Origin of the sequence: Petrimonas sp., assembly GCF_963921705.1 — a bacterium.
Taxonomy (GTDB): domain Bacteria; phylum Bacteroidota; class Bacteroidia; order Bacteroidales; family Dysgonomonadaceae; genus Petrimonas; species Petrimonas sulfuriphila.
This window is the reverse complement of record NZ_OY997410.1, coordinates 3,142,901-3,169,797: the sequence shown is the minus strand read 5'-3', so window position 1 is coordinate 3,169,797 and position 26,897 is coordinate 3,142,901. Positions and strand designations below refer to the sequence as shown.

Here is a 26,897-nt window from a genome sequence, read left to right as displayed (position 1 = left end):
ATGATTGGAAAAGGAAAAGCGATAGCACACGGAGGCAATGCGATTGAATACGCCTTGCGTGAGGGCAAACTGGATAAGATAGTCGGCAGGAACATGATTGAGAGTGATACGCCTGTCGACATTCTCCGGGAGTTTGAAATGGTTAATCAGCACAACTACCGATGTAAAAACAAGTATATGCGTTACGAGATAGGCATATCTCCAAAGGATATAGACAAGCTAAAGCCGGGAGATATGATTAAGATTGCTCGGACATTCGCCAATAAAATGGGGTTGCTGAATAATCAATGGATAGCCTGTACCCATAAAGACACCGGAAAACCGCATATCCATTTGATAGCAAACCGTATCGGGGTTGATAGTAAAGTATTCGACACCACCTTTATGAGTAATCGTTCGGCAAAAATAGCGGAAGAGATAAGCCGTGAAATGGGATTAACGATTGCCAAAGATGTTCAGAAACAAAAAGAGCATCAGGAAACCTATGCAGACCCGGCACGTCAGCAGACAAAAGAGAAGCTCCAAAAGATTGCTTATTATGAATTATTCAGAAATGCGAGTTTAGAGGACTTTTTGCATGGATTGGAGGAAGAGGGTATCAGCATTGAACCCGCAAAGAATAAACAGGGCAAGATCTATGGCATTCGGTTCACTTACGAGGGGGAGACATTCAAGGCTTCAGAAATCGGAAAGGAGTTCGGATTTCGTTCGCTTACCAAGAACTTTTCTTCTTCACCGGGAGAGAGCCATTCGCAACAGGTTCAGCAGAACTACAACCAAGATGTAGGCAATCAACAATCCTATTCGGGAGTAAGCCCCAGTATTGCTTCGCTATTGGCCGATCTGCTTACTCCCAATGGACATAGTCCTGAAGAAGATGATAATACATTGAAACATAAAAAGAAGAAAACTAAAAAACGATATTATGGACGACAGCAATAATAAACCTACCAAGCGAAGAAATAAGTTCGCAGGCAAGGAAGATATTTCCCGCGAAACAGTAGATAACATCCTGTCCGCTCAAATCGACCGACTTCGGGAAATATCTCAGACGAACGATGAAGCGGCAAGCCAAGTCAGGGAGAGCGTGAATATCCTATACGAGAGACGGATTTCAATTGATACGGCTAAGTTTGAGCAACTGAACCGGAACTTCATCAACGAAATGGAGAATAAGCTCCGAAAAGTCAAACAGCCATCTAAAGGCTTGAAATGGTATATTGCTATGTGGGTTATCACACTGGCATCGGCATTTCTTTCCGGATATTTCATACATGAATATAGGGAATGGAAAGAGAAAGCGGTGTATTGGTATCAAATGTATGAGGAAATGAAACCGGAAAAATAGATAAAGAAAACATTGTGGACAAAATTTGTCCAATTGTGGTTTTATTTACTACCTTTGCTGAAAATATCGAATCATAATGAATAATATAAATCAAAACATTACTTTTGGTGAGCACCTTAGGAGATTAAGGGAAACTGCAGGTTTTAGCTTGAAAGATGTCTCAGCAAATATAAGCATAGACTCTTCTCTACTTGCAAAAATAGAGAGAAACGAAAGGTTGCCAACAAGACAACAAATAAGAAACATCGCTTCTTTTTTTATTATAGATGAGAAAAAACTACTGGCTGAATTCTTGAGTGATCAATTTGCCTATAGGATTATAGAGGAGGATGTTGACATTGAAACATTGAAAGTTGCGGAATCAAAAATCAAATATTATACTACAAATAAAAAAGAATTTTCCTATGAATTAAATGGGAATCCCAAGCAGCTACAGGATATCAACAGTATAGTTAATAAGGTTATACAGGGTGACTGTTTAGAGGTTATGCAAATTATTCCAGATAAATCTATTGATATGATTTTATGCGACCTTCCATATGGGACAACGCAAAATAAATGGGATTCTGTTATCAATTTAGAAGAATTATGGACAGAATATGAACGAATAATAAAAGATGATGGAGTAATTGCTCTAACAGCTCAAGGTGTTTTTACCGCTAAACTCATATGTAGTAATGAGAAATTGTTTAAATATAAGATTGTTTGGATAAAATCTAAACCAACAAATTTTCTCAATGCAAAGAAACAACCTCTTAGAAAGCATGAAGATGTTTGTATCTTTTACAAAAAGCAGCCAACATATAATCCTCAAATGACTGATGGAGAACCCTATGACAAAGGGGTCAGAAAAGATCAAAATACAGGTAGTTATGGTGATTTTAAGCCTAAACATGTAAAAAGTAACGGGAAGCGATACCCTAATGATGTTATTTTTTATGATGATGTACCTGTTGATGATTATATTTATATTAAAACGGCAGAAAGTGAAGGACCAGTGGTGCACCCGACACAAAAACCAGTGGAATTAGGTCGATATTTAATAAAAACATATACGAAGCCTGGAGATATTGTTTTGGATAATGCTTGTGGAAGTGGTAGTTTTCTAGTCTCTGCATTGCTTGAAAATCGACAATTCATTGGCATTGAAAAAAATGAAAATGCTTTATTGCATAAGGTTGATATTGTCGATTATGTTGAAATCAGCATCAATAGAATAAAGGAAGCACTAAAAAGAAAAGAAATAGAAGATGCGACTTTAAAATTATTTCAAGAGCCAATCGCAGAATATCATAAAGTATTATATAAAGAAACAAAACTTATTGCTGATTATCAATATTATGGCGAAAATAAATTATAACGAACGTAGTTGGGCGATTGATGTCATTTCAGAAATTTGCCTATATCTATCAAGAAAACGATGGTATTTTAAAAGCGCAGGAGGAGAAAATACTATTAATGAAAACAAATCGAGCTTATTTCCTGATGTATTGCTCTTCAAAGATACTGACAAAGAGGATATTCTTCATGGATGGGAGCTGAAAATGCCTGATACAGCGATTAATGACCCAGATTTAATTGATAATGCAAAGAAAAAGGCAAGAATTCTTAAACGTGATAGTTTTCTTGTTTGGAATGTTAAGACCGCTGCATTATATGTTAAAGATGGGGAGTCTTTCTCTATATATAAGACTTGGGATAGTATCGACATAAATAATAGGAATGAAGTAAAACCAAAAGAAGCTTTATGGAAGGCATTGCTGCATCAAATCCTGGAAGATTTAAATAATTTTTTCGAAGCAGGAGAGATTAGCGATACGGCATTCGAAATATTAGCGGTAGATACTGTAATTGATGTAATTCTAGAGAATGTAGCATCCACTGTGGGTAATTTGAAGCTGCGAATGAGAGCTAGCGCAAGGTTTGCGGCCGAGATTAATCAATGGTGGCTTTCCTCTGCATCTGAATACGGCTATAATCCATCAAAAGAAAGTGATAAACCACATCAACTGCCAACTTTGTCAAAAGTTATCTTGACTGATTGGGTTATTAAGATTGTCTTCGCTCATATATTGAAACGCTACTTCAATGAAGCCCGCTCTATAGAAACAATAACTGATGCAACTAGTATTGCAGAAGCGGAACAAATAATTTCTGATATATCGACTAATTGTGATTTCTGGAATATATTCAACAAAAACTTAGCTCAAGAGTGTATTTCATCTACTGCTTGGGCGCAACTCATACAAATTAGTCAGTATCTTACAACTATAAACATCCAAGATATTGATATTGAGGTGTTACATGTATTGTTGCAATCGTCAATTGATGCCGCAAAAAGAAAGGTGGCTGGCCAATTTTCAACACCAGTAAATTTGGCTAGCCTGCTTGTGCGGTTAACAATAGAGAATAAGGAATTAAATGTTTTTGATCCATGCTGTGGAACCGGGACTATTATTAATCAGGCTTACTTGCTGAAAGAGGAATATGATATCCCGCATAATGAAATTCTATCATCAATATGGGCTTCAGATAAGCATTCATTTCCGATACAGCTTGCAACACTAACTCTTTCAAAACCTGATAATATAGGCGAAATAGTTAATATTTTCAGTTCAGATGTAATAGAACTAAATGTTGGCCAAAGAATCAAGTTTCATAATCCGAATGATGGAGCGGAGGTAGAAAAGGAACTACCTTATATGAACTATATTGTATCTAATTTACCTTTCATACGAGAAAAGGCTATTAAAGAATTAAATCCAGACATAGCGGATATAAATACATGGATAAGAAATGAGACAGGGCTAGATCTATCTCTAAGTGGCAAAAGTGATATCTTTGCCTATATCCCTTTCTACCTTTACAGAATATTAGGAGAAGAAAGTAAAGTCGGCTTTATTTTATCTAATGCATGGATGGGGACAGATTATGGCGATATTTTCCTAAGATTATTCCAACAATTCTACAGTATTGAAAATATAGTTATTTCAGGTAAAGGCAAATGGTTTCATAATGCAGAAGTAGTAACGACTATAATAACTGCCACTAAGAAAAATGCTGTGGGAGCAGAAGAAGATAGGGATAGAACTATAACATTTACAACACTGAATGAGTTCATCGAAAACGTAAATGACACACGACAAGTAGCAGATGCAATTCTCGTGAATGGAGAAAACCGACATTTAACTAATCAGCAATATACAGTTGCTAATATTCACGAGTTTGAGTCTATTGGAATTCCATGGTGTGCGTACTTTGCTGAAATAACCTGGCTACCTGAGATCGCTGATCAGATTGTGAGTTGTAATCAATTTTTTGATTTTACAAGAGGTGAAAGGCGAGGTTGGAATGAGTTGTTTTATCCTGCTGAAGGGCATGAAATTGAGGAAGAATATATTAAACCAGTTCTTAAAAATCTGAGACAAACAACAGCATTAACTTGTACCACAAATAAAGATGCATTCTGCTGTTCTCGAAGTATTCAGGAACTTGAAGAGTTGAATCATGTTGGGGCATTGAATTGGATTCGACATTTTGAAAATCAAGTTAATGAAACAGGAGTTCCCTTAACACAGTCACTTCAGCGAGCTAATATGTATTGGTATGAGATGAAAACCGATAATATGGCTGATTTTGTTGCGAATGTTAACTATGATAAGAGTTTGTTTATCCCAATGCTTCAGGAACGATCTTTTATAGACCAGAGATTAATCGGCTTATCATTGAAAGAAGAGTATCGAGGAGAGGATAAATCGTTATTCCTCGCACTCTTTAATAGCATTTTAAGTATGTTCTTTATTGAGTGCATGGGATTTGGAAGGGGTCTTGGAGCATTAGATTTAAGAGCGACCAAATTCGAATCGGATTTCAAAATGCTCAATCCTGACATATTATCTTCCGAAGACAAGGCACGTATAATCGAGGCTTTTGCTCCAATCATGAGGAGAGATAGATTGAATTTGGAACAGGAAATGGAACAGGTAGATAGAGTGAATTTTGAAATGATGCTATTCGAGATATATGGTATTCAAGAATATTATGAGTCTATCAAAAAATCACTCTTACATCTCTATAAAATCAGATTTGCGGTTAAGGAAGTGTTGATTGATAGCTAAGTTTGTTTAGACAACTTTTGTCTAAGTTCTTTCAATCTGTTCGCCGCCTGCATATTATCGACCTTAATATATCGCATAAAGGCTGCAGGGCTTTTATGTCCGGATATTCGCATAAGTTCTTCGGCAGGGAAGCCGGATAGATACATATTGGTACAGAATGATCGGCGACAAGTATGTGAAGACATCATTTCCCATTTCTCATGGACTTCTTTTACCCGAAGATTCCCTTTCTTACGGACGACTTCTACCTTTTGTTTTAGTTTGGCTTTCTTGCCAAGTTCCTTTAGACGTTCATTGAATTTATAGCTGGGAACTTTTGGCAAGTCGTAATTATATTTTTCTAAGATATTCGGCACGTAGTCAATCATCGGAATGATAACAGCCTTGTGGACTTTCCTCTGTTTTAAGCTGATAGTTTCATTAGTGACATCAATATGTTCCGGGCTAAGTGTAGATAGGTCGCTGTATCGTAAACCTGTATAACAGCCTACAATAAATATATCCCGAATCTCTTCCAGTTCCTTGTCATCTGATAGCTTAAGATTATAAATCTTGGCAAGTTCATTCTCACTTAGATAAATAGCATCTGTTTCTTCTTCAACAACCTTAAAATGACTAAGGTCAACCGCAGGAATAGTTCCTTTAGCTATTTGGTAATTAACGAATCCTTTTAATAATCTAATAACCTTTCCCGCAGAGTTGGTTAGTAACCCAATCGTTCCGTCCGGTTTCTCTGCCTTATAGAAAAGATAATCCATAAATTCATTATAGAATTTCAGATTAAGATTTCGGAATGTAACCGGTTGAGATGAATGCTCCTTAAAATTGGTTAGATGCTTTCTCAGTGATTTATAGTCCTTTATTTGGTCGGCAGACACCTTGCCTTTTTTCTCTTCAATGTAAAGCTCCAATGTATCGAACATGTTTACCCGATTAGAGCGTTGTTCGTATTCTCGGTTCTTTTCCAGTTCGAGCAACACAAAATCAACAATAGGGTCTATACCATTGTCTTTGGCATAAGTTAGTATCTCTCCCAACTTCGATGTTATTTTCGTCAGAGCAGAATCAATCTCCTCAAATTCCGGACAAGCTCGTTTTATCCAACGCTTTTTATCATCCCAATGGTCGGGCTTGATAGTATATCCGGTAGATATAAGTGTGCGCTTTGTGCGATTGTAGTTATAACGCACATACAAAGGAGTCTTTCCGTCGCCAGCGACGTAATTGGGTTTGATGTAGGGATAATATAAATTTGCCATACCGCTAAATTTATTGTGTTGTATTTGTGTTGCAAATCTATAAAAACTATTCGAAATAGCCAAAAAATATTAGAAATAAAATTTTGCAATATATTGATAATAAGCAATTATTAGAAACTATTGGAAATTGTGGAAAAATGAATAGAGTCCCGTCCATACCGCAAAGAATAACGCTATTGATCTGATAAATAGATTAATAGCGTTTTTGTTTGTGTGCCGTGCATGGCAGTTAACTTGGTGGTGAAAGTCCACTAAATAAGGGGCGGTTTTTGATTTTGAATCAACTGCTTGATTTATTGATGTTTGACTTATTTTTATTCAGAATAAAGTTTTGGAAATATTTTTCTATTCACAGAAACTTTACTAATTTAGCCCATGATTAGCAATAAAGCAAACAATTGTGAAGCCATTTTCAGTAAGAGCTTGCATCAGAACTGACAAGCCAGTATTAAAAAACGGCAAATACCCTATTTATTTACGAGTTCGGGTATCAGGAAATGAAACCAAAATCCCAACTGGGTACGAAGTCGAAAAAAGTCTTTGGGATTCCAAACTTCAACTTCCAAAGAAAAATCCGCTCCAAAACGTACTTAAAAAAGAAATAGATAGTTTGGAAACTCACTTGCTTACGGAGCAAAGTACAGGCGGAGAAATATCTATCAATCTCGTGAAAGATTTCTTTGCCGGCAAGAAGAAGATTAAGCCCGAACATGAATCCTTTTATGACTATTATTTAAAAATCGTTGAGGATAAGAAAAATGAAGGCAAGGCTCAAGATACCATCAGAATCTACAACGGCACATACAAAATTCTGAAAGAGTTTGCACCCAAACTTAAAATATCGGATATAACCCTGTAAACAGGAATTAAAAATACAGTGAAAATGGGAAAATCCTGTACAGTGTTTTTGGGAACATTACCTACAGTATTTTCGGGAACAGGAATACAGTAAATTCTGAGCAAAAATAAAGATATTTTCGTTAGTTTTTTTCATTTTCAAAAATTGTTTTTCTGTTTTGCATACGATAGCTTTTTCCTTTGTTATGGAAAGCTTTCCATAATAAAGGTGAGAGTTTAAGAAAAAAAAGATAACTTTGTCAAAATAATAGTTTAACAAGTGGGTGCATATCACCGGAATATCAATTAGTTAGTATTCTCTTTCAATTCCATAAGCGGTGCGATTAAAAGAGAAGCAGCAAGTATACAGCACGACACGGGAGCGTAGTTTCAATTCCATAAGCGGTGCGATTAAAAGTCTTTCAATGATGGATCGTTTTTGCTTAAATAATTCATTTTCAATTCCATAAGCGGTGCGATTAAAAGAATTAGAAAAACGTACGAAACTTAAATGATATTGAGTTTCAATTCCATAAGCGGTGCGATTAAAAGATACAATGCCAACAACTCTGCAGCCTTCTGCGATATTTCAATTCCATAAGCGGTGCGATTAAAAGTTTTGTTGTTATCATAAAAACAGACTCATCTTTTTTATTTCAATTCCATAAGCGGTGCGATTAAAAGTATCGGCAAGGTTTGACTTCCTGCGGAGCAACGTATATTTCAATTCCATAAGCGGTGCGATTAAAAGGGTGCATAACGACATATCGAAGTGCATCCAAAATAGTTTCAATTCCATAAGCGGTGCGATTAAAAGTCATCGGTGGGCGAGGTAGCGGCAAATCATTTGGCGGTTTCAATTCCATAAGCGGTGCGATTAAAAGTCGCAGGGGTGAACGGAATGAACACTGATAACCTATTTCAATTCCATAAGCGGTGCGATTAAAAGCCAGCTATAGAGGGAGCGTTAGGAGTTAAAACATTTATTTCAATTCCATAAGCGGTGCGATTAAAAGATTCGGTGATTTCCCTAACGGTGATGCTATTCTTCATTTCAATTCCATAAGCGGTGCGATTAAAAGATCCAGAAAGCTGCCAGGATTTTGCGCATTATTTTCAAATTTCAATTCCATAAGCGGTGCGATTAAAAGTTCGAACAGAAATAACATCGCTGCGTACATAGAATTATTTCAATTCCATAAGCGGTGCGATTAAAAGAGCAATCCTATAATCGTGACGAGGGAGTGGTTGATAATTTCAATTCCATAAGCGGTGCGATTAAAAGTCTCACAGGAGCACTCGGACAACTTCACCAAAAACAATTTCAATTCCATAAGCGGTGCGATTAAAAGAACTACATGTTCTACGATGGAGTGATGCAGGACGTTATTTCAATTCCATAAGCGGTGCGATTAAAAGCCTATGTTGACTACATTACCAAGTATGCAGACAGAATTTCAATTCCATAAGCGGTGCGATTAAAAGCAGGTGACTGCTCTCCCCTATCAACTTCATGCGCTATTTCAATTCCATAAGCGGTGCGATTAAAAGTCTGTATCTGCCCGTTCTTGCTGTATGTGATTTTTACATTTCAATTCCATAAGCGGTGCGATTAAAAGACGTGTTCTTCATGTTCCTCGTTCGCACGTTCGGGAATTTCAATTCCATAAGCGGTGCGATTAAAAGGGCCATAACTCAGCAAAGAGGCGGTGTTGTTCCATATTTCAATTCCATAAGCGGTGCGATTAAAAGACAATACAGCAAAGGAAGCTCCGGTTAAGAAGAAATTTCAATTCCATAAGCGGTGCGATTAAAAGAGGCCATAACTCAGCAAAGAGGCGGTGTTGTTCCACATTTCAATTCCATAAGCGGTGCGATTAAAAGCAAGGAATTTATGAAAAGGCATCCTGAATATGTTGCATTTCAATTCCATAAGCGGTGCGATTAAAAGATACACCTGGAACTCATCGTCGTGCTCCGCGATCACATATTTCAATTCCATAAGCGGTGCGATTAAAAGCGGGAGGGTTGCAGAAATGGGCGGAGACGTTACGTGATTTCAATTCCATAAGCGGTGCGATTAAAAGACTTGTGCTTCCGTTTCCAATTGCATCAAGAATATATATTTCAATTCCATAAGCGGTGCGATTAAAAGGGCATCTTCGCTCGATGTCCTTGTGGTCGATTTCTGTAATTTCAATTCCATAAGCGGTGCGATTAAAAGCCGCCCTTAGTGCGTCGAATGTCGGCTTCTTGTCTCATTTCAATTCCATAAGCGGTGCGATTAAAAGAATTGCTCCAGAACAAGTGCCTACCAAGTTGAATTGAATTTCAATTCCATAAGCGGTGCGATTAAAAGCGTACAGGTATATTTCCCTGAACAGTCTGTTTACTATATTTCAATTCCATAAGCGGTGCGATTAAAAGAGTTTATAATAGGTGTTTCCTCTTCTGCGGTTAGGCAATTTCAATTCCATAAGCGGTGCGATTAAAAGGCGGAAGTTTCAGGTACACGAAAGAGATTGCATCATTTCAATTCCATAAGCGGTGCGATTAAAAGTGTATCTGCCCGTTCTTGCTGTATGTGATTTTTACATTTCAATTCCATAAGCGGTGCGATTAAAAGGCTGGATGTCGTTTATCTTATTGAGGATATTCCGCTATTTCAATTCCATAAGCGGTGCGATTAAAAGTCAATCTATTTATCTCGTCCTGCATCCTTTTCTCGAATTTCAATTCCATAAGCGGTGCGATTAAAAGCAATACCTTGTACCCAAGTATAGGGATCTTCATTTAATTTCAATTCCATAAGCGGTGCGATTAAAAGCACAGCCTCAAGGATGTAGTCGTGCGTGAATATGTAATTTCAATTCCATAAGCGGTGCGATTAAAAGCTTATGTGATTCGATGCAATCTCCCTGAGCGATTCAAATTTCAATTCCATAAGCGGTGCGATTAAAAGAACGAGAAATCGGCAAAAGATCATATAATACTAAATTTCAATTCCATAAGCGGTGCGATTAAAAGCATATCAGTAAATTTTTAAATGTTATTTTTCTTTGATTTCAATTCCATAAGCGGTGCGATTAAAAGATGAAAGGGCGTTACGCAAAAGCCTGCTGGAAAAGAGATTTCAATTCCATAAGCGGTGCGATTAAAAGCCGTTAATAACAGCAAAAAATACAGCTGATGCTCAGCTGTTTGATGAATATAAGATTGTTTTTTTAGTGTAAAAAGTTGTCGATAGTCAATAGTAAGAAAACTGCCGACTACCGACAACCTATTTTATATCTTGATTTTCAATATGTCAAAGAACTTAAGATCGGATAACTAGTGGTGAATTTTTCAAAAAAGTAAGTTTCGACAACAGATTATAAGAAAACATCGATACTACTACGCTCTTTTCCAATTATTTGTTTGTCAAGAAATTTATTAGTAGGACTCGAAAAAACAATCAAACTATCATCCTCTTCTTTTTTCATAATTTTCTCTGCTTTTAAAATTAGCTCTTTTAGGCGAACTTCGGAAATTTCTCCCTCAAAAACGGAATTTTGAATCCAATTCAAATACTTTCGGCAAAGTCTAAGCATTTTACCCACACGTTTTTCTCCTATATCATAAACTAAAATAACGTACATAAAAAACACTTTATTACCACCACATCTTAAATGGCTTGTATTCTTCCATTCCCAACAAATGCTTACTCAGTTTATAGCATTCCAACTTGACGAGATGTTTGTAACTCACTTTTCGTTTTAACGAACGGTGCTGGATAGTCTCAGATAAGCGCTCATCAAAAGCTTTTACGAAAATCTTTTTGCCTGTCGGGTTGAGTAAGCAGCGATTGAGTTTATTATCGAAATGCTTTTCCTGCAATTCCCTTTTATTCAGCAGTCTGAAAATGACTCTATCGACCAAAATTGGTTTGAAAATTTCCGAAATATCCATCGAAAGTGAATAACGTCTTTCTCCAGGTGTATGCAGATAGCTTATCGTAGGATTAAGTTGAGTTTGATGAATGGCACGCAAACATTGACTATAGCACATCATGTTTCCAAACGATATAAGCGCGTTTACCTCGTTACGAGGCGGCATTTTGCTTCGTCCATCCATACTGAAATCATTCAGTATCAAATCAAAGCCTTTGTAATATATCTGTCTGACATTGCCTTCAATACCCATGAGTGCATCCACCGCATTTAAATACGGAAGTTGTGAAGTATATTCTTCAATTTTTTCTATTAAACCATCGAGATCTTTGCCACGTGTGTTGTAATACCGCAGGTTTTTAGTCATATTAAACGAAGCTCCTTCCACAAATTTGCGAGCCAGCTCAATGCGTTTCTTTTTATTTTGATAGGCAGAAGTTTGCGCCAAAATCATTCGCCCCGAGAGCAAACTGTCGCGTGGCATAAACGATCCGGTATAGTTTTCGTAATAATCAAAAAAATGAACGGCTATACCTTTTTGCCCCAGAAAATTATATAACGAACTATTTGCTCTAAGCGAGCCGAAAACATAAAACTCCATGATATCTTCCACCGGAAGATAACGCGGTTGGCCGGATTTCAGCATTTCTCCATTACCATCTTCCTCAAACGGAGTAAACTTAAGCGTGTTATCCTTTCGCTCTAATGTGCCGGGATTGAATAAATAATAGGTTTTTTTCATTATTCGGTTTCTCTCACGTAGCAAAATTCATAATAACTGCAACTGCGGCAAATCTTAGCATTGATTACCGGTGGACATTCATCAGAATAAATGATTTTTTCGATATCTTTTTCCATTTCCAATATTTTTTTGCGGTCTTCGTCGGTCATAACCACTTGGGATGTATGGCGCAGGGCAGGATATTCCAAGATTCCCGTAACGCCTTCGACACCGTTCCGCTCCAACACGTGGATGTAATATTTCACCTGCCATTCGTGTGCTCGTTCCACCTTATCGGAACGTTTGATTTCGTGAATTACCTTGTTGCGGGCATCATAATAATCAATTTTTATCCCGTCCATTTCCAGCTCCTCGTACCTTTCCGAACGTTGCGGATAACTGGTTCCCTGTATCAACTTGCCGTCGTACACCAAGTCGGATGTGTGCTCCATATTGATGCCGTTAGCAAAAAGCCAAAGTTTTCGCTTGCAAACTTGATAGTAATTGAAATGGGTGCCGGTGGGGTGCATTTTGCTCTTTTTTTATTGATTAGCGGAATAAAGGCGCTAAAATCTCTTTCATTGCCGGACGATTCTTGTATGTGTTAAGAAGTTCCTCTTTCAAAGCTTTAGCCGCAAACAAGCCATTTTTTAACTTACTCATTTCTTTCAAATATTTCTTAGTATCTTCGTAAATATTTCGGCCTGTTCTTTGAGCATATTTAACGATGGAGTCTCTATAAATATCAATAAGTTGCGAAGAAAAGCCGTCTTGAAGATATTTGGCATATCTACTTGTTACAGAGATATCGTTTGCATCTTTTACTTCGATAAAAAGTTCTCCCCACATTTCCTCTTCGATGTAAATATTGGCTAAATCATACGAGAAGTGGTAATGCCATGCGTTTGTTTTTCTCCGTTTTTTCAGTTCATCGATTATCGATGACAATTCTGCGCTCCATTTTGCTTTTTCTACGGTTCGTTTATATATACGGTAATATTCCATAGAGTCTGAATGATTTAAAAACATGCTTCTTGCCAAATAATGGAGCTCGTATTGCATGTTTTGTTCTTGATAGATTTGAAGCAGCAGATTATTCCAGTTTCGGGTAACGCCGGCAAGATTCTCTTGCTCCGATATCCTAATTCCTTCTTTGATACACTCAGTTGCTTTAAAGAAGTCTTTTTGTTCGAGTAACTGATTTACCTTTATTTTCCGGATATCGGACAGTTGCAAATTCTTTTCGATCAATAATTGAGCTTCTTCTGTTTTTTCTTGTTTTTCAAGTAGTACTAATTTTTGCATTAGAAACTCGTTATACCTGTGTTTAGAACTCCAGTCGGTTCCCTTTTCATATTGAGATAACTGTTCATCGATAAACCGAGATGTCGATTCTGTGTATGGTGGATTGTTTCCCAGCTCGAAATAAATGGATTCTAATCCTTCATCGCAGCCGTAATCGCTGTAATCCGGATTTTTCATTTGTTTGCTAAGCCATTCGAAAATCAAGTTTTCGAGTGTTTCGTTTTTACACTCGTGAAAAACATTTTCAATATTCCGGAACGCGTCATAAATAAGTCCTCCAATCCATCCGCTTGAGTCGTCCAGGTTTTGAATATAATCGATGCATACTTCGCACATGGCTGCGCTAATGCTGAACGATTCCTCAAATTTGGCTTTTTCTCTGGCAGAAATCGCTTTGTCTGATAAATTGGAAATTAAATGAGAAACACCATATACGTCTTGATAGTGGATAAATCCGAAATCATCGGAAGCAGAACTGAAAATGTTGTTGACAATTTTCTTGTATTTTTGAATATCCACCCTGTCAATTGGCGTTGCATATTTTATCATTATCGTGTTTATCAGGCTTTCATCATCGGCAGCATATTCGATCAGGAAAGCTTGAAGCTCTTCTTTCGATAATTTTTCAATAATTTGTTTCCACTCCGGCTTTTTTTGTTTTTTCGTTGTGGTCGGTATTTCGAGAAATTCCTCCTCTTCCTCTATATACATTAACACGGCGGCAATGTGTTTGCAATAACCTTCATAATCGTATGGGCAAGTGCAAGATAACTCTGTGTAATCGTTATCGTTCCAGGCAATTTTTACTTTGTATGGATAACTGCCTTCCACTTTACAGGAAATACCGTTTTGGGAAAACTGCACATTTTCAACATAATTCACATATTCGTAAGCTCTTTTTAATGATTGAGCAGAAAAGAGATGTTCGTAGGGAGGAAGCGTTTTTTTTGCTTTAGTCATTGCCCGTATTGTTTTTTTTAATACTTTATATTTTTTCAAAAGCCCCACATTGGAAATTATCCAACTCTTCCATCAATTGTGCGGCCACACTATTCTCTAACCATCGAACCTTGAAATCGAACCAATCTTGCCGATGGTCGCTGTTGTCGATGATATTCTTGAAATTGGCAAACGGTTTGCGATTATTCAGAGCATCAATGAGTTTATTTTTCAGTTTGTCTGCATTTTTCAGTCTTTCAGCAAATGCTTCCATAATACGGAAGCTTTCGTGAGAGTCGGGCGGAGTAAATTCGATAAAGATTAGCCAATCAAGCACTTTTACGTCGTCCCAACCGTATAATTCCGACAAGTTCTTTTTCACCTCCTCCGGTTCGTCACCAAACAAATCAACTTTATGCAAAAGATCGCGAGGATAAGCGTCTATCGCAAGCGTTTCGGGATTGAAAAAACATACAAGGCCGGCATCAATACTGCCGGCTATCTCGGTAATGCAGGGTTTAAATTTTTCAGGAATCTCAATTTCTTTAAATTCCTCCTCAATGAGAATTTCCTCTTCCAGAAACTCCAAAATCCGGTTGAGCTTCTGTTTATCATCCATTACCGAACGGATGATGGCGAGTATTTGGTCTAATGTGTTACTCATATTTATCTCCGTATTTGTTTGTAAACTTGGCACCTTCACCGTAATATTCATAAAATATTTCAGCAATTTCATCGGCAAAACCATATCCGCAGGGCGAAGCATATTTTACGCAATCAACGCAACGCAGTTTGAAGTCATCCAATAAATTGTTTTTCTGCATATATTTTAATGCCGATTGAAAATTTGTTGCGGCGCTATCATAAAACTGTTCCCACATATCGCCGCAATCGTATGTAAATTTACAGGCATTTTCGGCAAGAGTAAGCATCAAATCAGCCAAAAGAAGTGGTGATGGATGTAACGTACGAAAATTGGCAATGGCTTTCTTGCAAACAGAGAAGCGAGTTCTAGGATCACCGTATTTTGTGGTTGGATAAAATTCCTGAACAATGATTTTCTTATACTTCTCAAACATCACCTGTTCGTTGGGATTGAGATAATACTCCATAAATTCTTTTGCCGGCTTCACGTTGTCGTAAACCTGCATAACGAAATCAATTACCTGCTCTTTGGTGAGGGATTTTAAGTGGGTTTTGAGGGTGGATTTGGACATTTGGGTGTGTGGATTTAAATAATTATAAAAAAATTGCTTCTTTAAACTTACTATCATCAATACCATTTTCAAGGGAATATACTTCCGAATAATGTGATAAATAAATCATTCCATATTGATTAAAAACCTCCATATCGGAATATATCAATAACTCTTTAGTCATACTTGAATGCGTATAAGTTGAAAACATGAATTTTGACATAATACCGATTATCTGCTTTTTATCTATAGCTTTTGAAATAAAATCATTGTCTGCAAATATTATTTTCTTATAAATTTCAAAGACTTTTTCTCCATCTATAAAATCTGAAGCGGTATCATTATAATTATTGTAAAATTGGAGTTCTGATGCAGTAAACCATTTTTGCTCAATAGGTAAAGGTACAAATACAGAAATAGCATCTGCTTCTATTAATTGAAAATCGTTATTAATTTTTCTGTAATTGAAACTTTTAAAATTTTCCAAATAATCTTTTAAATTAACAATCCACTTACTATCATTTAATTTGATTATGTCATTATTGACTTTATCATATAGCAAATCAAAATTTTTATCATCCAAGATAGCTTTATAGTCGTCAAATGATATTTTTTGCTTGTGACGATTATCTTTTCCATAAACAGAATATTCCTTATCATAATTGAATATGAATACTTTACAATTATTTTTCTTAGCATTTCGGTTAACTCGCCCTGCGAGTTGTTCGTCGCTATCTACAAGTGATTTGTCTTTAAATCCAATATCCATATCAATATCAACACCTGCCTCTACTACTTGGGTAGTTACCGCTACTGATTTACTAAATTTTCTGCCTTTATATTCTTTGCTTTTGATTGCTTCAATAATTTCTTGTCTTCTTGGTTCTAAAATGGTTCCCGATATTAAGAACTTTTGGTAATCTTCATATCGTTTATCTTTACATATATTTTTATAAAATTCTGAGGCCGATTTTTTAATAATAAACTCAATCAAACCATTTGCTGTATAATTGCTTGAATAATAATTTTCTAATTGTTCATACACAACATCTTTTAGCTGATCTAAGGTTATTATTTTTTTCCCATTTTCGCCTAATAATGAAAAATCGAAAGTTATTCGACCTTTAAAGTTTGCGTTGGTAAAGTATTTATGTCTGTTCGGTACCAAAGAGACAACTTTTCCTTTGGCTTCAGTGCTTAATTTGTCAATCTTCGGAAGAGTTGCCGACATAATGACAAATCTGATATTAAAATATTTAGCGTAATTAATTAAAAAAAATATGATTTTATCCCAATGTTTAGGTGTATATGCCTGTAACTCGTCGATAATAACAATAGAATTGCTTAGCCTATGTAATATGTAATTGTTATCCTTGTCATTGTCTTTCAACATGTCAAAAAACTTTACATGCGACAATAACGTTATCGGGTAGTTTATGAATAAATTATTGATATAGTTCAATTTGTTATTCCCATATAGCCCATCGTCTTGTTGTTCATCATTAGATGTATGAAATCCACTTTTTGCATGTAATTGAATAACTTTATCATTCCCAATCTGCAACGTTTTTTTGATGCTACTGAAGGTTTGTGTTATCAATGTTGTGAAAGGGAAAACATAAAAGATTTTATTTAATTTCTCATCAATTTTCAGTAGTTCCAAAGCGCAGGCATAGGATATATTGGTTTTACCACCTCCAGTAGGAGCCTCAAGGTAATAAAGGAAATTCTGTGAGTTATTTTTTAAAGTAGTAATTGCCTCGGCAGCTATTTTCTGTCGAAGTAAATTGAGATTTTTATTATTCCGTTCGTTTAAATTTTCGAATTCTAAATTATTAAAATACTCAAAATTCCTCATCAGCTCTCCATTATAAAGTATCTCCTCATTATTTAGAAACCTGTCAAATAAATTTGATTTGTCGCTTTTGCTAAACAAACCAAAATCCGTGCATCTAATATCTTGCATAAATTCATTGGTTGCATAATAATCAGAAGCCGTCAACAATGAAAAATTAAGTTTAGTCAATGCAATGATTGGAAAATATTGTTCACTATTAGATTTAAGCTTGTTTATTGAGTGTGTAAATACTGAAACCGCATTTATTAAAATACTTTTAACACCTTTGATAGATTCACATCCAAATAAATGCAAGTAAGGTCTTAAGTTTTCAACAATTGTTTCATCAAAAACAATCTCCTGCTCGAAAAAACCTGAGTGGTGTTTTAGAATTGAATTAGAGAATATTAAAGTGTTTATGATCAGAAACTCTTTTTCTTCGGTCGTGAAATATTTGTTTTCAATTATTTCTTGCAGATGAATATTGAGATAAATATATGTACTTAAGATAGAATGCTTCGCCCCAATCTTATTATGCCTATTCTCCTTGAAAAGATGAGAATTTCTCATTTTTTCAATTTGGAAATTCTCATTTACCTTCCCATAATCATGGTATAGTAATGTATTGACAAAAAGTCTTTTAACAAAATTGCCGACTAATTCTATTTTTGTAATCTTTGGGTTTACAAGAATCCAATCTTTAATCAGGTGGTTAATAACTTTGTTTAAATCATGAACTTCTGACAACTTTATACCATACTGCATAACCAAATGAATATGCTTGTGTAGCAATTCATTTTCCTTATCATGATGGGTGTGAGCTGAATATTTGGAATATTCAGTCAGCACATTTTCAATGCGAGTTTCATTTTGATAAATTTCCTCAAAAGAGCTGAATAACTTCGCCATTATCTAGTTGATAAAGATTGTCTATTTTGTAGTCTTTGTTTAGTTTGAATGTTGTATATACAAATGGTTTGTATATATATTGATAAAGATCTTCATCATAGCCAGTTGGTAAACGCTCAAAATATATAAATTCTTCACCTGAAAAATCCATTTCCCATACGGGCACTTCTTCATCAATCTGTTTACCCTCTTTCAAAATCATTTTCTTTGTAAACAAAGAGCATACTTTATAGCTATTGTCAGGATTAAAGATTTGGTAATTATAGTTTTTTACTTTATCCCACCATAGTGAAAAATCATTTTTCCCTAAATAAGGCAGAAAAATTGCCTCTTGATTTTTAATTCGAGTTATTAATTCTTGATTATCAGTTAGTAAATAAATCCTGTATGATGGGTTAACCAAAGTTTGTTCTACAATGTTCAAGGTTGCTCCAATCTTGCCTTTTATATTTTCAATTGATGTTGCGTTTGCTGCGCCTGTTGAATTATTATATTTAATGACTGTTTTTGGGAAATTGCCTTTTTCCGAGTTAATGGGTGCAATTCCAATTTGAATATGTTGAAGCTCTCTATAGTATTCAGGTAAAACATTGTTTTCCTCGAATCCCTTTTTACCAAGGATTGCTCCTAAAAGTCCCAGAACAAACGGCTTATGTATCATATTGAAAGTTAAATACATAGGTTCATTAGTGTCGGGTTTTTTTAAAAAACCAAACTCGGCTTTTATGTCAAATGAAATCAACTGATTCATAAGTATGAGATTTAATTCAAATCAAAATGATCTTGAGCAACAGGCCCATTGATTATTTTCGTATTTTCTTTTTGATAATACACTTCATATTTTTCAATATCTTTTTCGTATTTTTTTACCAAATTTGATACCTCGGAAAGATCAAAAACCAGTTTGCTATTTTCCTTGGTTAATTGTTCTTTTTTTATTAGTGAATTGATGTTGGGCAAAACAATTTTAGACTCTTTTTTTAATTGTATCCAAATCAAAAGTTCATTATCGGTTCCAGCTTTAGCAGCACTATCGTAATAAGTCACTCCTTTACACATTGCTTCTTTTAGTTTAGCTATATCCTCGCTAGTTAATTTATTTTCAGTATTGATTGGGTTTATAGAAAAATGATGTAAATAGTGTCCTTCTTGGAGTTTTACACTGCGTCCTATAGTTGTCATCTCATCGCCTTCTTCGGTTGCAACTGGTGATTTTATTTGCTCACTAAAAATATTGTTTTCCTTCCAAATATTTATTCCATGATTTATTTGAACAGCACCGTGAATAGATATATTTGTTTTTCCGGCATAAGTAGCTCCAAAGCATTTGATGTCAATACATTCTAGTAACTTATTTTTTAACGAAACTTTATCTAATACTTCAACTTCTTCTACCTTTTTAGTTTTTCCTTTGCCTTTTTCTTGTTGGATTTTCTTTGTCGGAAACATCCCAAAATGTCGAATAACTAAATTATCTAAAGTCAAGGGATTCCCATTATCATCGTATTGAGTAAAGTAAAATATTTTTTCCGAAGGAAACATTTTCATCCAATAATTTCTTATTGCATATTTCAACGCTTTGTCTGTGGCATATACTGTGCCATCAGGCAATGTTCTTGGTTGACCGCTAAAATCAGCGTTATAGTTTGAGTTGATTGATTTTACAACTACGCATCCGAATACTCTGTTATTAAATTCCATTTTATTATTGTTTTAAAAGTTAATTTTCATTTTCTTGTTCAGTGATTTCATCTTTATCAATTTCTTCTTGCTCGTTAACTGAGAATAGTTTATTGTAATCAAAGAAGCCTGAAAGAAATTCCGGTAAGAAATCTTTCATGTTTGCCTCGGTTTCATAGTTCATCACTTGTGAAAACACTCTACCAAACTTATCTGTCATGTTTTTATGTTTATACATGGCAAAAAAGTTTGCGATTGCTTTTTGGAATAATCTGCTATCCGTTTTTTGCAAAAATGCTTCTAACCGATTATAACTTTTATCTTTTGTTTCGCTTTTGGAAAACAAATAACGGATACAATGTCCGGATGCATAGGCAAACTCATCATCAGAGCTTAATAATTTTGTTTCATCAGAAATGATAGCATCTATAACATTTCTGTGTCTTTCAATTTTTGTAATCATGTCTTCTCTTTTATTTTGATTTGAATCATTAAAATAATTATATAGACTAAACCAAATATTTATCTTATTTAATATTGGAATTCTCTTAGTGTTAATTTTTGTATCATGCTTATATTCGTCGTGCTGTATGTCGTCTATTACTCCTTTTAAAAGAATATCATCGAACATTGTTTGAGTGAGTGCTTCTTTTCTGGATTTGTAGATATAATCGTAAAATGCTTTTCTATATTTTAAGAATTGGTTGTAGCCATTTTGTGTATATCGTATCCTTTTTGATTTTTCATTTTTAATTTTTTCTTCTCCAAAATAATTTATGTAATGAGTATCTTCCGGTTTATTTAACACCTCAAATGCTATGTACTTTTCAAAATCAAACACATTATCAATAATTATATGAAAAAGATTATTTCGGCTAATTGGAAAAATTGTATTTATAACAATATCTGTTTTGTACTTGAAACTTGGAATAAAATCCATATCTGCGATCCGGCTGTAATCACTTCCTCTAAAAAAAAGTAAATAAAAATTATGTAATTCGTCCTTATCCTTTCCTAAAATAGATTTAATCATCTCGACGTATTGGATTTTTCCATCATTTTTTAGAATTTTGATCGCATTTTCAGCTTCTTCTTTATAAACAAATAATGGGAAAGGATTTGGTAAATATTTCTGAATAGAATAAAATGATTCTAATTGAGTTGCAACATCACCACTAACCCATTTCACACTTTCAGTTAATCCTGTTTTATGTTTTAAGAAAATCTTATCTTCATTAAAGTTATGGGTGTTGGCATATATTCCAACTTTTCCATTTTTTGAGTCTAGTGTTTCATTAAATATACTTTTTGCAAAATATTTCTGATTTACTATTTTATAATCTTTTAATGCAGGATCTTTTAAGAAAAAAAACACATTTTCATTTTGCTTGACATCAGAAAGCAAATCATTATTTGCAATATAATCATACATGTTTGTCAATAAATACTGCTTGAGTTTATTCATCCAGTGTAAATACTTTTCATCTCCGTCTAAATAAGGATTTGCAGCTTTAAAATATGCTTCAATTTGATTATTAATGTATTCTTTACTTCTGTCTCTTTCAGGATTTGCATAATTTTTCTTAGAAAAACCTATACCGAAGGGTGTAGCAGTAATAGAAAATAATCCCGAAGAAGAATTAAAGCTTTTATTCGTTCCTTTACCCATTACTTGTGAATTAAGGAACAGATTTTTACAATTCAAGATATGCTCTGTAAGATTATTCTCTTCATCATCCTTCTCTGTATATTTACCAATATCTGATTGATTAATTTTCCCATTTTCATCTATATTCAACAGATTCCCATCATTATCAATATCCAAAAGAACATAAAGCCCTTCTTTGGGTTTTAGGTTATTATTTAAGATTTCTTGCGGTAGTTCCTCAATAAAATTTATTATTTCGCGTATCATGTTAAATCTTTTTTGCAAATATATAAATATATTTCACCAACAGTTATTTATGAACAAGTGCTATTTTTGTATCTCCAAAAACTAGGGAATTGAAATATAGTTATTTTTATAAACTTTTAATCGCACCACTTGGAAGTACAACCCTCGTTTACTTAACGAGGGTTGTTTTAAGTTTCTATCTAAAAAATCACATCTTATTCATCCCCCACACCTCCCGCAACATCTCATTCGTTTCTTCCAAATCAAACACATTCAAATCCCATTTTTCCCCTCGTTTCATCCCAAGCCATTCACGGTATTCCTTATGCTGTGGGTGTTTTGGATCGTTTATAGCCTCCACCATATTGTAAAAGCCCCAAATTCCACCGCAATCTTCTTCGAGGTTAGAACCTTTTCCTCCCAAGCATACAGGATAGAGAACCGTATCATCAGAAACTTCGATTAATTCGATGGTATGTTTCCAATCATCGCCAAAATCATACATATACACCATTTTTTGTTTGAGTTGTCTGAAATAGTCTTCCAATTTAATTTTTTCAGCATCGTATCGTTCTCCGTAAGGAAATGTGTCCGGACCAGAGAGCGGTCTGATTTCAACTTCGGCATCATCTTCGTAAATATACATGATGCAGGGTGTACTCCTCCATCCGCTGGGCGAAAATTGATACATATGATAATTACGCCACCCAAATAGCACTTGGATTGCTAAATGAAAATCATCGAATGAGATGGTGCTGTTAACTTTTACTTTTCTCCAAATAGGAGGTTTGGAGCTACCGTCAATTTTGATTTTAAATGTAAATGTCATAACTTTTGAGTTAATTGATTTATGAAAACGTTAGCTGTTTTTGACCATCCCAAATCCCTGACTATTCTTCCCACCAACCCCACACTCATACGCAATCTTCATCAACTCCACCGGTGCAGTCAATTGAAATTTGCACATAAATCCACGTATTTTGGTTTCTTGCGGTGTGCCGGATTTAATAGCGATAAGGGAAGATTTTGGCGCGGTAAGTGCTTTGAGGGCGAAAGGAAAGTCGGTTTCGGGAAAATCTTCTCCCATAAAAGCTTTGTATTTATTCAGCAAGTTGATTTTCACTTGTTCTGATGCTTGCGGATTGTCCGGAGCAATATAATCTTCCCCACCGTCATCCCGTTTGAAAACAATGCAAGCTGGCGAAAGAGTTTCAAATATCATTGTTTCTTCAAATTCCGGTGGCGGAACCGTTTCCACACTTTTCACCTGAAAGTGCACGTTTGCCTGCCTGTTACCCAAGTCAAAACTTTGCTCTTTGAATATGCCTTGTATAAATTCTTGCGTGCTTCGTTCGGGAAGGAATGAAATCAGCCACTCCACCGTGTCTGACTGAATTTCGATAAAAGGAGGTTTGATGCGATAGTTGGGAATGTTTAGACGTGAAAAGGTGAAGAGTTTGAAAGTCAATTTATCTGCCATGTAGCCGTTGTTGTGCAGCCAGGCAGCGTATTCTTCGTTAGCACTATACAGTATTTTGTATAGTGCAGCTGACATTTCGTATTGGTAGTTGAGCGGAAGTCGGTTCCTGAATGTAGTGTTATCAATATTTAAGGTAATTTTGAATCTCATTTCTTACAAAGCGAGTTGACTTTAATAATTAAGAACGGAATAAAATTAGGTATTAATTACATATATTGCAAATATATGCTCATGAAAAAAACTTTATAAATAATTCATACAGCTAACGGTTCAAAGCATCCCTTTTGCATCTCAGAAAAGTAGTTTTATGCGGATTTCTACTCATCCTTTACTAACACCTAAAAGCCGACCTCGTCAAATTTTGTTCTATTTTTGGTATTCTGTATTTGATTGCTTCTTTTTCCAAGCAGAGACACTCATTTTATTTTTTTCAATGAACTTAATTGTTTTGTTTTCTTTTTAGGCGCCCGCAACCCTGTACGTAAATCTGTATCTTGCAGTTTTCTGCCCAATTCATCATCTTTGGCTATCAGAAATGAATACGTTTAAGATATAAATATTCCGAATTGTCATTTTCTCACTGTAGTATTTCTTTTAGGTTCCATGCCTGCAAATGCCTTATTCCACCCCTAAGAGGCAATATTGCATCATCAAGTGATACGACAATTTTCTCAAAATTATCACCAATAGACTCGAGAGCGGAATATTCACGCTCAACGGTAGATTCATCCGAAAGCAAATACGTACTTTGTATATAAATCACACGATCAGCCTTCTTAGCTACAAAATCGACTTCCTTGTTCCGTAAAAAACCGACATAAACATCAAATCCGGCACGACACAACTCTAAGTATATTAGATTTTCTACAAGATATCCAAAACCATAACCAAATCCCGGATAAAGGTAATTTTTGTAGGCTAAATCATTCATGTAAAATTTAGCATTACCCGATAACGTGTCTTTTCCTTTTATATCATATCGGTCGCAACGATGAATTAAAAATGTATCTTCGATATATCCGATATAGTTAGATATCGCATCATAGCTTACTCTTCGCCCTTGTCCTTTAAAATACTTTACAATACTTGATATGGATATCAGGTTGGAAGCGTTGTTCACCAAAAAGACAAAAATATCTTCAAGCAGTTTGGGGTCACGAATGTTATTACGTTGAATAATATCCCTTAATAAAACGGTGTCTTTTATTGCAGAGATATAATTGCGTTTAAGTTCTTGCTTTTGAAGCATAAATAATTCGGGGAGTCCGCCGCCATCCATATAAGCCATATAACTTTGTTTGCCCTTGTCTTGCCCCGTTATTCTCAAGTATTCCGAATAACTGTAAGGGAAAACTTCAAAAGATACATATCGTCCTGATAGGAGTGTGGCTAATTCACCTGAAAGCATTTTAGAATTGGAACCGGTAATGAATATTTCGTAACTGTCCGAATAATCTTGAGAGTACGAATTGATGACTTTTTCCCATTGTTCTATTATTTGGACTTCGTCAATGAAAATATAAACTTTACCTTTGGGTTTAAGTTCTTTCTTATAAGATTTTATAAGTTCGTCTAAATCTTTGTATGTACGAAGGAAGTCCAGGTCGGCAAATTCACGATTAATGAACAACGTATTTTCAGGATTTACACCATTGTCGATAAGCTGTTTACCCACTTGTCGCAAGATATAGCTTTTGCCAGAACGCCTTTGTCCGACAAGCACTTTAATTAGTCTATTTCCTATAAAATCGACTATTTTTTCTGTATATTCTTCGCGTTTAAAGCCAAAGTCAAATGTTTTAGCCCCCCATAAGTTATACTTTTCTATTATTGCAATTTTTTCGTTCATAATCGAATGTTTTGCACAAAAGTAGTTCTTTTTCGTTTATATACGAATATATTTAATTATTTGTTTGATTTTTATTTGTTCATAATCGAAAAAAATGTATATTTGCAAGACCAAGAAATAGATGTTTGGAGAAGTTCTTTACATTTTAGAGAAATACAATCGTAGGTTTATCCGTAGGGGATAAGTATTGTTTGAGACTGTAATATATCTGAAATACAGCGGATTAATTGATGGGTGTTCCGCACCCGTCCATACCGCCAGAAGCTCGTCTAAATGAGGGGCTTTTCTTTTGTAGATGCCGCAAGCAGCCACTTTCCCACATTTTACCCCGTTTGTACGAAATATCATTAACTATATGGAAAACATTTCACCGTTTTCACCTGTATTTTAACAGAAATGGACATAAAAAAGGGGAGCTACTTTTTTGTAACTCCCTGATTTTCAGGTGGTGCCACCAAGAATCGAACTAGGGACACACGGATTTTCAGTCCGTTGCTCTACCAACTGAGCTATGGCACCATCGCTTTTTTAATTGCGACTGCAAAGATAAAAGGATTTTTTACAAATAAAAAATTTTTGGAACAAAAATAGTCGGCCTAGAGTCAACCAGCAAGTGCAATTTAGTAATAATTTTTGTAAAACTCTATTTTAGGATTGCTAAAGTCTAATTTTTCTCTTGGTCTTCTGTTTAGTTTATGCTGTATTTCTTTTACTTTCTCATCGGAATAATCTTTAAATGTTGCTCCTTTTGGGATGTATTGCCGGATTAATTTATTGGCATTTTCAACAGCTCCTTTTTGCCACGATGAATAAGGATCAGTGAAATATACCGGTACTTTCAACTTTTTTGTTATCAGTTCGTGTGCTGCAAACTCGGATCCGTTATCTGTTGTAATGGTTTTCAGTTTGTCCTTATAAGGCAGCAACATAGCAATGACTTCCTTGCAAACCTGCTTAGAGTCTTTGCCCATAGGCAGTTTTCTCATCATTATAAAGTTTGTATTTCTTTCTGTCATTGTCAGTATTATTTCCTTTTGTCCGTTTCCTATTATGGTGTCCATTTCAAAATCTCCAAACCGGCTTCCGTCGGCCTCTTTTGGCCTTTGGCGAATACTTTTTCTGTTGGGTATGTTAGTGGCAGAACCTACGGGTCTTTTTCTGTATTTGAGCTTGTGGCGGCAGTGCTTGTAAAGGTTTCCTCCCGATTTCTTATCTTGCCTGATCCATTGATAAATAGTCTCGTGAGAGATAGATATTTGATCATATTTTGCGAGATATCCGCTGATTTGTTTGGGCGACCAATCTTTGCGAATGAGACGGATTATTTTCTGTTTAATCCACTCCGATGTCGATCTATTGCCCGGTAAACGTTCTTTGCGCTCTTGGGCCATCTCTTGTGCCAAACGCCATGAGTAGCCTCCAGTTTTGTTTTTGTTACGGCTTAATTCCCTATAAACCGTAGAAATATTTACCTTTATCTGCTTGGCTATTTCAGACTTGCTTGTTCCGTTTTGTAAGCCTAAATAAATAGCATATCTTTGTTCTGAAGTTAACTGTTTGTATTTTTTCATAAGCAACATAATAGTTAATTTTAGG

Annotated in this window: 20 protein-coding genes, 1 tRNA gene and 1 CRISPR repeat array; of the genes, 5 read left to right on the top strand and 16 right to left on the bottom strand. The window is 35.3% G+C overall.

Annotation, left to right across the window (positions count from 1 at the left end):
• From AACM02_RS13240 to AACM02_RS13225, 4 genes are all read left to right on the top strand, one after another.
• The gene (locus tag AACM02_RS13240) at positions 1–942 is read left to right on the top strand and encodes a relaxase/mobilization nuclease domain-containing protein (RefSeq protein WP_026626718.1); all 942 of its coding nucleotides are present in this window, start codon (positions 1–3) and stop codon (positions 940–942) included.
• Complete coding sequence (locus AACM02_RS13235) at positions 926–1,348, top strand: hypothetical protein (protein ID WP_026626717.1); 423 nt, start codon at positions 926–928, stop codon at positions 1,346–1,348. The genes AACM02_RS13240 and AACM02_RS13235 overlap by 17 nt, the downstream gene beginning before the upstream one ends.
• Before the next feature lie 76 nt (positions 1,349–1,424).
• On the top strand, positions 1,425–2,708 hold the full coding sequence (locus tag AACM02_RS13230) for a DNA methyltransferase (RefSeq protein ID WP_084158556.1): 1,284 nt from the start codon (positions 1,425–1,427) through the stop codon (positions 2,706–2,708).
• Positions 2,689–5,466 carry an N-6 DNA methylase gene (locus tag AACM02_RS13225; RefSeq protein WP_026626716.1) on the top strand — a complete coding sequence of 926 codons (2,778 nt, stop codon included), beginning with the start codon at positions 2,689–2,691 and terminating at the stop codon, positions 5,464–5,466. The genes AACM02_RS13230 and AACM02_RS13225 overlap by 20 nt, the downstream gene beginning before the upstream one ends.
• Here AACM02_RS13225 and AACM02_RS13220 read toward each other — a convergent pair.
• Entirely contained in the window at positions 5,463–6,725 is a 1,263-nt protein-coding gene (locus AACM02_RS13220; protein WP_087880859.1) for a site-specific integrase, read from the bottom strand. The genes AACM02_RS13225 and AACM02_RS13220 overlap by 4 nt on opposite strands.
• 400 nt (positions 6,726–7,125) lie before the next feature.
• Between AACM02_RS13220 and AACM02_RS13215 the strand changes: the two genes are divergently transcribed.
• Positions 7,126–7,584 carry an Arm DNA-binding domain-containing protein gene (locus tag AACM02_RS13215; RefSeq protein WP_214062507.1) on the top strand — a complete coding sequence of 153 codons (459 nt, stop codon included), beginning with the start codon at positions 7,126–7,128 and terminating at the stop codon, positions 7,582–7,584.
• A gap of 298 nt (positions 7,585–7,882) precedes the next feature.
• Positions 7,883–10,723: a CRISPR direct-repeat array (repeat unit 30 nt; unit sequence TTTCAATTCCATAAGCGGTGCGATTAAAAG).
• A 210-nt stretch (positions 10,724–10,933) separates the two neighbouring features.
• Here the strand turns inward: AACM02_RS13215 and cas2 are convergent.
• The 15 genes from cas2 to AACM02_RS13140 form a co-directional block, all read right to left on the bottom strand.
• A complete protein-coding gene (cas2, locus tag AACM02_RS13210) occupies positions 10,934–11,200 on the bottom strand; it encodes a CRISPR-associated endonuclease Cas2 (protein WP_339117229.1) in 267 nt (88 codons plus the stop codon).
• A gap of 13 nt (positions 11,201–11,213) precedes the next feature.
• Positions 11,214–12,233 (bottom strand): type I-B CRISPR-associated endonuclease Cas1b, encoded by a 1,020-nt coding sequence (gene cas1b, locus AACM02_RS13205; protein WP_339117228.1) that lies wholly within the window; start codon positions 12,231–12,233, stop codon positions 11,214–11,216.
• Positions 12,233–12,742 carry a CRISPR-associated protein Cas4 gene (gene cas4 / locus AACM02_RS13200; RefSeq protein ID WP_339117227.1) on the bottom strand — a complete coding sequence of 170 codons (510 nt, stop codon included), beginning with the start codon at positions 12,740–12,742 and terminating at the stop codon, positions 12,233–12,235. The genes cas1b and cas4 overlap by 1 nt, the downstream gene beginning before the upstream one ends.
• A 19-nt stretch (positions 12,743–12,761) precedes the next feature.
• Entirely contained in the window at positions 12,762–14,477 is a 1,716-nt protein-coding gene (locus AACM02_RS13195) for an SWIM zinc finger family protein (RefSeq protein ID WP_339117226.1), read from the bottom strand.
• Positions 14,478–14,502: 25 nt separating this feature from the next.
• Positions 14,503–15,120 (bottom strand): UPF0158 family protein, encoded by a 618-nt coding sequence (locus tag AACM02_RS13190; protein WP_339117225.1) that lies wholly within the window; start codon positions 15,118–15,120, stop codon positions 14,503–14,505.
• The gene (locus tag AACM02_RS13185) at positions 15,113–15,673 is read right to left on the bottom strand and encodes a DUF6155 family protein (RefSeq protein ID WP_339117224.1); all 561 of its coding nucleotides are present in this window, start codon (positions 15,671–15,673) and stop codon (positions 15,113–15,115) included. The genes AACM02_RS13190 and AACM02_RS13185 overlap by 8 nt, the downstream gene beginning before the upstream one ends.
• 22 nt (positions 15,674–15,695) lie before the next feature.
• Positions 15,696–18,398 carry a CRISPR-associated helicase Cas3' gene (gene cas3 / locus AACM02_RS13180; RefSeq protein WP_321716010.1) on the bottom strand — a complete coding sequence of 901 codons (2,703 nt, stop codon included), beginning with the start codon at positions 18,396–18,398 and terminating at the stop codon, positions 15,696–15,698.
• Complete coding sequence (gene cas5b / locus AACM02_RS13175) at positions 18,373–19,149, bottom strand: type I-B CRISPR-associated protein Cas5b (protein ID WP_339117223.1); 777 nt, start codon at positions 19,147–19,149, stop codon at positions 18,373–18,375. The genes cas3 and cas5b overlap by 26 nt, the downstream gene beginning before the upstream one ends.
• Before the next feature lie 11 nt (positions 19,150–19,160).
• Positions 19,161–20,099 carry a type I CRISPR-associated protein Cas7 gene (locus AACM02_RS13170; RefSeq protein WP_339117222.1) on the bottom strand — a complete coding sequence of 313 codons (939 nt, stop codon included), beginning with the start codon at positions 20,097–20,099 and terminating at the stop codon, positions 19,161–19,163.
• A 19-nt stretch (positions 20,100–20,118) separates the two neighbouring features.
• Entirely contained in the window at positions 20,119–21,993 is a 1,875-nt protein-coding gene (locus tag AACM02_RS13165) for a hypothetical protein (protein WP_339117221.1), read from the bottom strand.
• Positions 21,994–22,180: 187 nt separating this feature from the next.
• Positions 22,181–22,801 (bottom strand): plasmid pRiA4b ORF-3 family protein, encoded by a 621-nt coding sequence (locus AACM02_RS13160; RefSeq protein ID WP_339117220.1) that lies wholly within the window; start codon positions 22,799–22,801, stop codon positions 22,181–22,183.
• A gap of 30 nt (positions 22,802–22,831) precedes the next feature.
• Complete coding sequence (cas6, locus tag AACM02_RS13155) at positions 22,832–23,602, bottom strand: CRISPR-associated endoribonuclease Cas6 (protein WP_339117219.1); 771 nt, start codon at positions 23,600–23,602, stop codon at positions 22,832–22,834.
• Positions 23,603–24,029: 427 nt separating this feature from the next.
• Positions 24,030–25,301: an ATP-binding protein gene (locus AACM02_RS13150; RefSeq protein WP_339117218.1), complete on the bottom strand. Its 1,272-nt coding sequence runs from the start codon at positions 25,299–25,301 to the stop codon at positions 24,030–24,032.
• Between the two features lie 446 nt (positions 25,302–25,747).
• A tRNA-Phe gene (locus AACM02_RS13145) sits at positions 25,748–25,820 on the bottom strand.
• 101 nt (positions 25,821–25,921) lie between these two features.
• On the bottom strand, positions 25,922–26,872 hold the full coding sequence (locus AACM02_RS13140) for an IS30 family transposase (protein WP_238866016.1): 951 nt from the start codon (positions 26,870–26,872) through the stop codon (positions 25,922–25,924).
• Positions 26,873–26,897 lie beyond the last annotated feature (25 nt).

Excerpts from the sequence above, each read along its gene's own strand:
- AACM02_RS13240 (WP_026626718.1), top strand. The coding sequence starts at position 1 with ATGATTGGAAAAGGAAAAGCGATAGCACACGGAGGCAATGCGATTGAA.
- AACM02_RS13235 (WP_026626717.1), top strand. The coding sequence starts at position 926 with ATGGACGACAGCAATAATAAACCTACCAAGCGAAGAAATAAGTTCGCA.
- AACM02_RS13230 (WP_084158556.1), top strand. The coding sequence starts at position 1,425 with ATGAATAATATAAATCAAAACATTACTTTTGGTGAGCACCTTAGGAGA.
- AACM02_RS13225 (WP_026626716.1), top strand. The coding sequence starts at position 2,689 with ATGGCGAAAATAAATTATAACGAACGTAGTTGGGCGATTGATGTCATT.
- AACM02_RS13220 (WP_087880859.1), bottom strand. The coding sequence starts at position 6,725 with ATGGCAAATTTATATTATCCCTACATCAAACCCAATTACGTCGCTGGC.
- cas2 (WP_339117229.1), bottom strand. The coding sequence starts at position 11,200 with ATGTACGTTATTTTAGTTTATGATATAGGAGAAAAACGTGTGGGTAAA.
- cas1b (WP_339117228.1), bottom strand. The coding sequence starts at position 12,233 with ATGAAAAAAACCTATTATTTATTCAATCCCGGCACATTAGAGCGAAAG.
- cas4 (WP_339117227.1), bottom strand. The coding sequence starts at position 12,742 with ATGCACCCCACCGGCACCCATTTCAATTACTATCAAGTTTGCAAGCGA.
- AACM02_RS13195 (WP_339117226.1), bottom strand. The coding sequence starts at position 14,477 with ATGACTAAAGCAAAAAAAACGCTTCCTCCCTACGAACATCTCTTTTCT.
- AACM02_RS13190 (WP_339117225.1), bottom strand. The coding sequence starts at position 15,120 with ATGAGTAACACATTAGACCAAATACTCGCCATCATCCGTTCGGTAATG.
- AACM02_RS13185 (WP_339117224.1), bottom strand. The coding sequence starts at position 15,673 with ATGTCCAAATCCACCCTCAAAACCCACTTAAAATCCCTCACCAAAGAG.
- cas3 (WP_321716010.1), bottom strand. The coding sequence starts at position 18,398 with ATGGCGAAGTTATTCAGCTCTTTTGAGGAAATTTATCAAAATGAAACT.
- cas5b (WP_339117223.1), bottom strand. The coding sequence starts at position 19,149 with ATGAATCAGTTGATTTCATTTGACATAAAAGCCGAGTTTGGTTTTTTA.
- AACM02_RS13170 (WP_339117222.1), bottom strand. The coding sequence starts at position 20,099 with ATGGAATTTAATAACAGAGTATTCGGATGCGTAGTTGTAAAATCAATC.
- AACM02_RS13165 (WP_339117221.1), bottom strand. The coding sequence starts at position 21,993 with ATGATACGCGAAATAATAAATTTTATTGAGGAACTACCGCAAGAAATC.
- AACM02_RS13160 (WP_339117220.1), bottom strand. The coding sequence starts at position 22,801 with ATGACATTTACATTTAAAATCAAAATTGACGGTAGCTCCAAACCTCCT.
- cas6 (WP_339117219.1), bottom strand. The coding sequence starts at position 23,602 with ATGAGATTCAAAATTACCTTAAATATTGATAACACTACATTCAGGAAC.
- AACM02_RS13150 (WP_339117218.1), bottom strand. The coding sequence starts at position 25,301 with ATGAACGAAAAAATTGCAATAATAGAAAAGTATAACTTATGGGGGGCT.
- AACM02_RS13140 (WP_238866016.1), bottom strand. The coding sequence starts at position 26,872 with ATGAAAAAATACAAACAGTTAACTTCAGAACAAAGATATGCTATTTAT.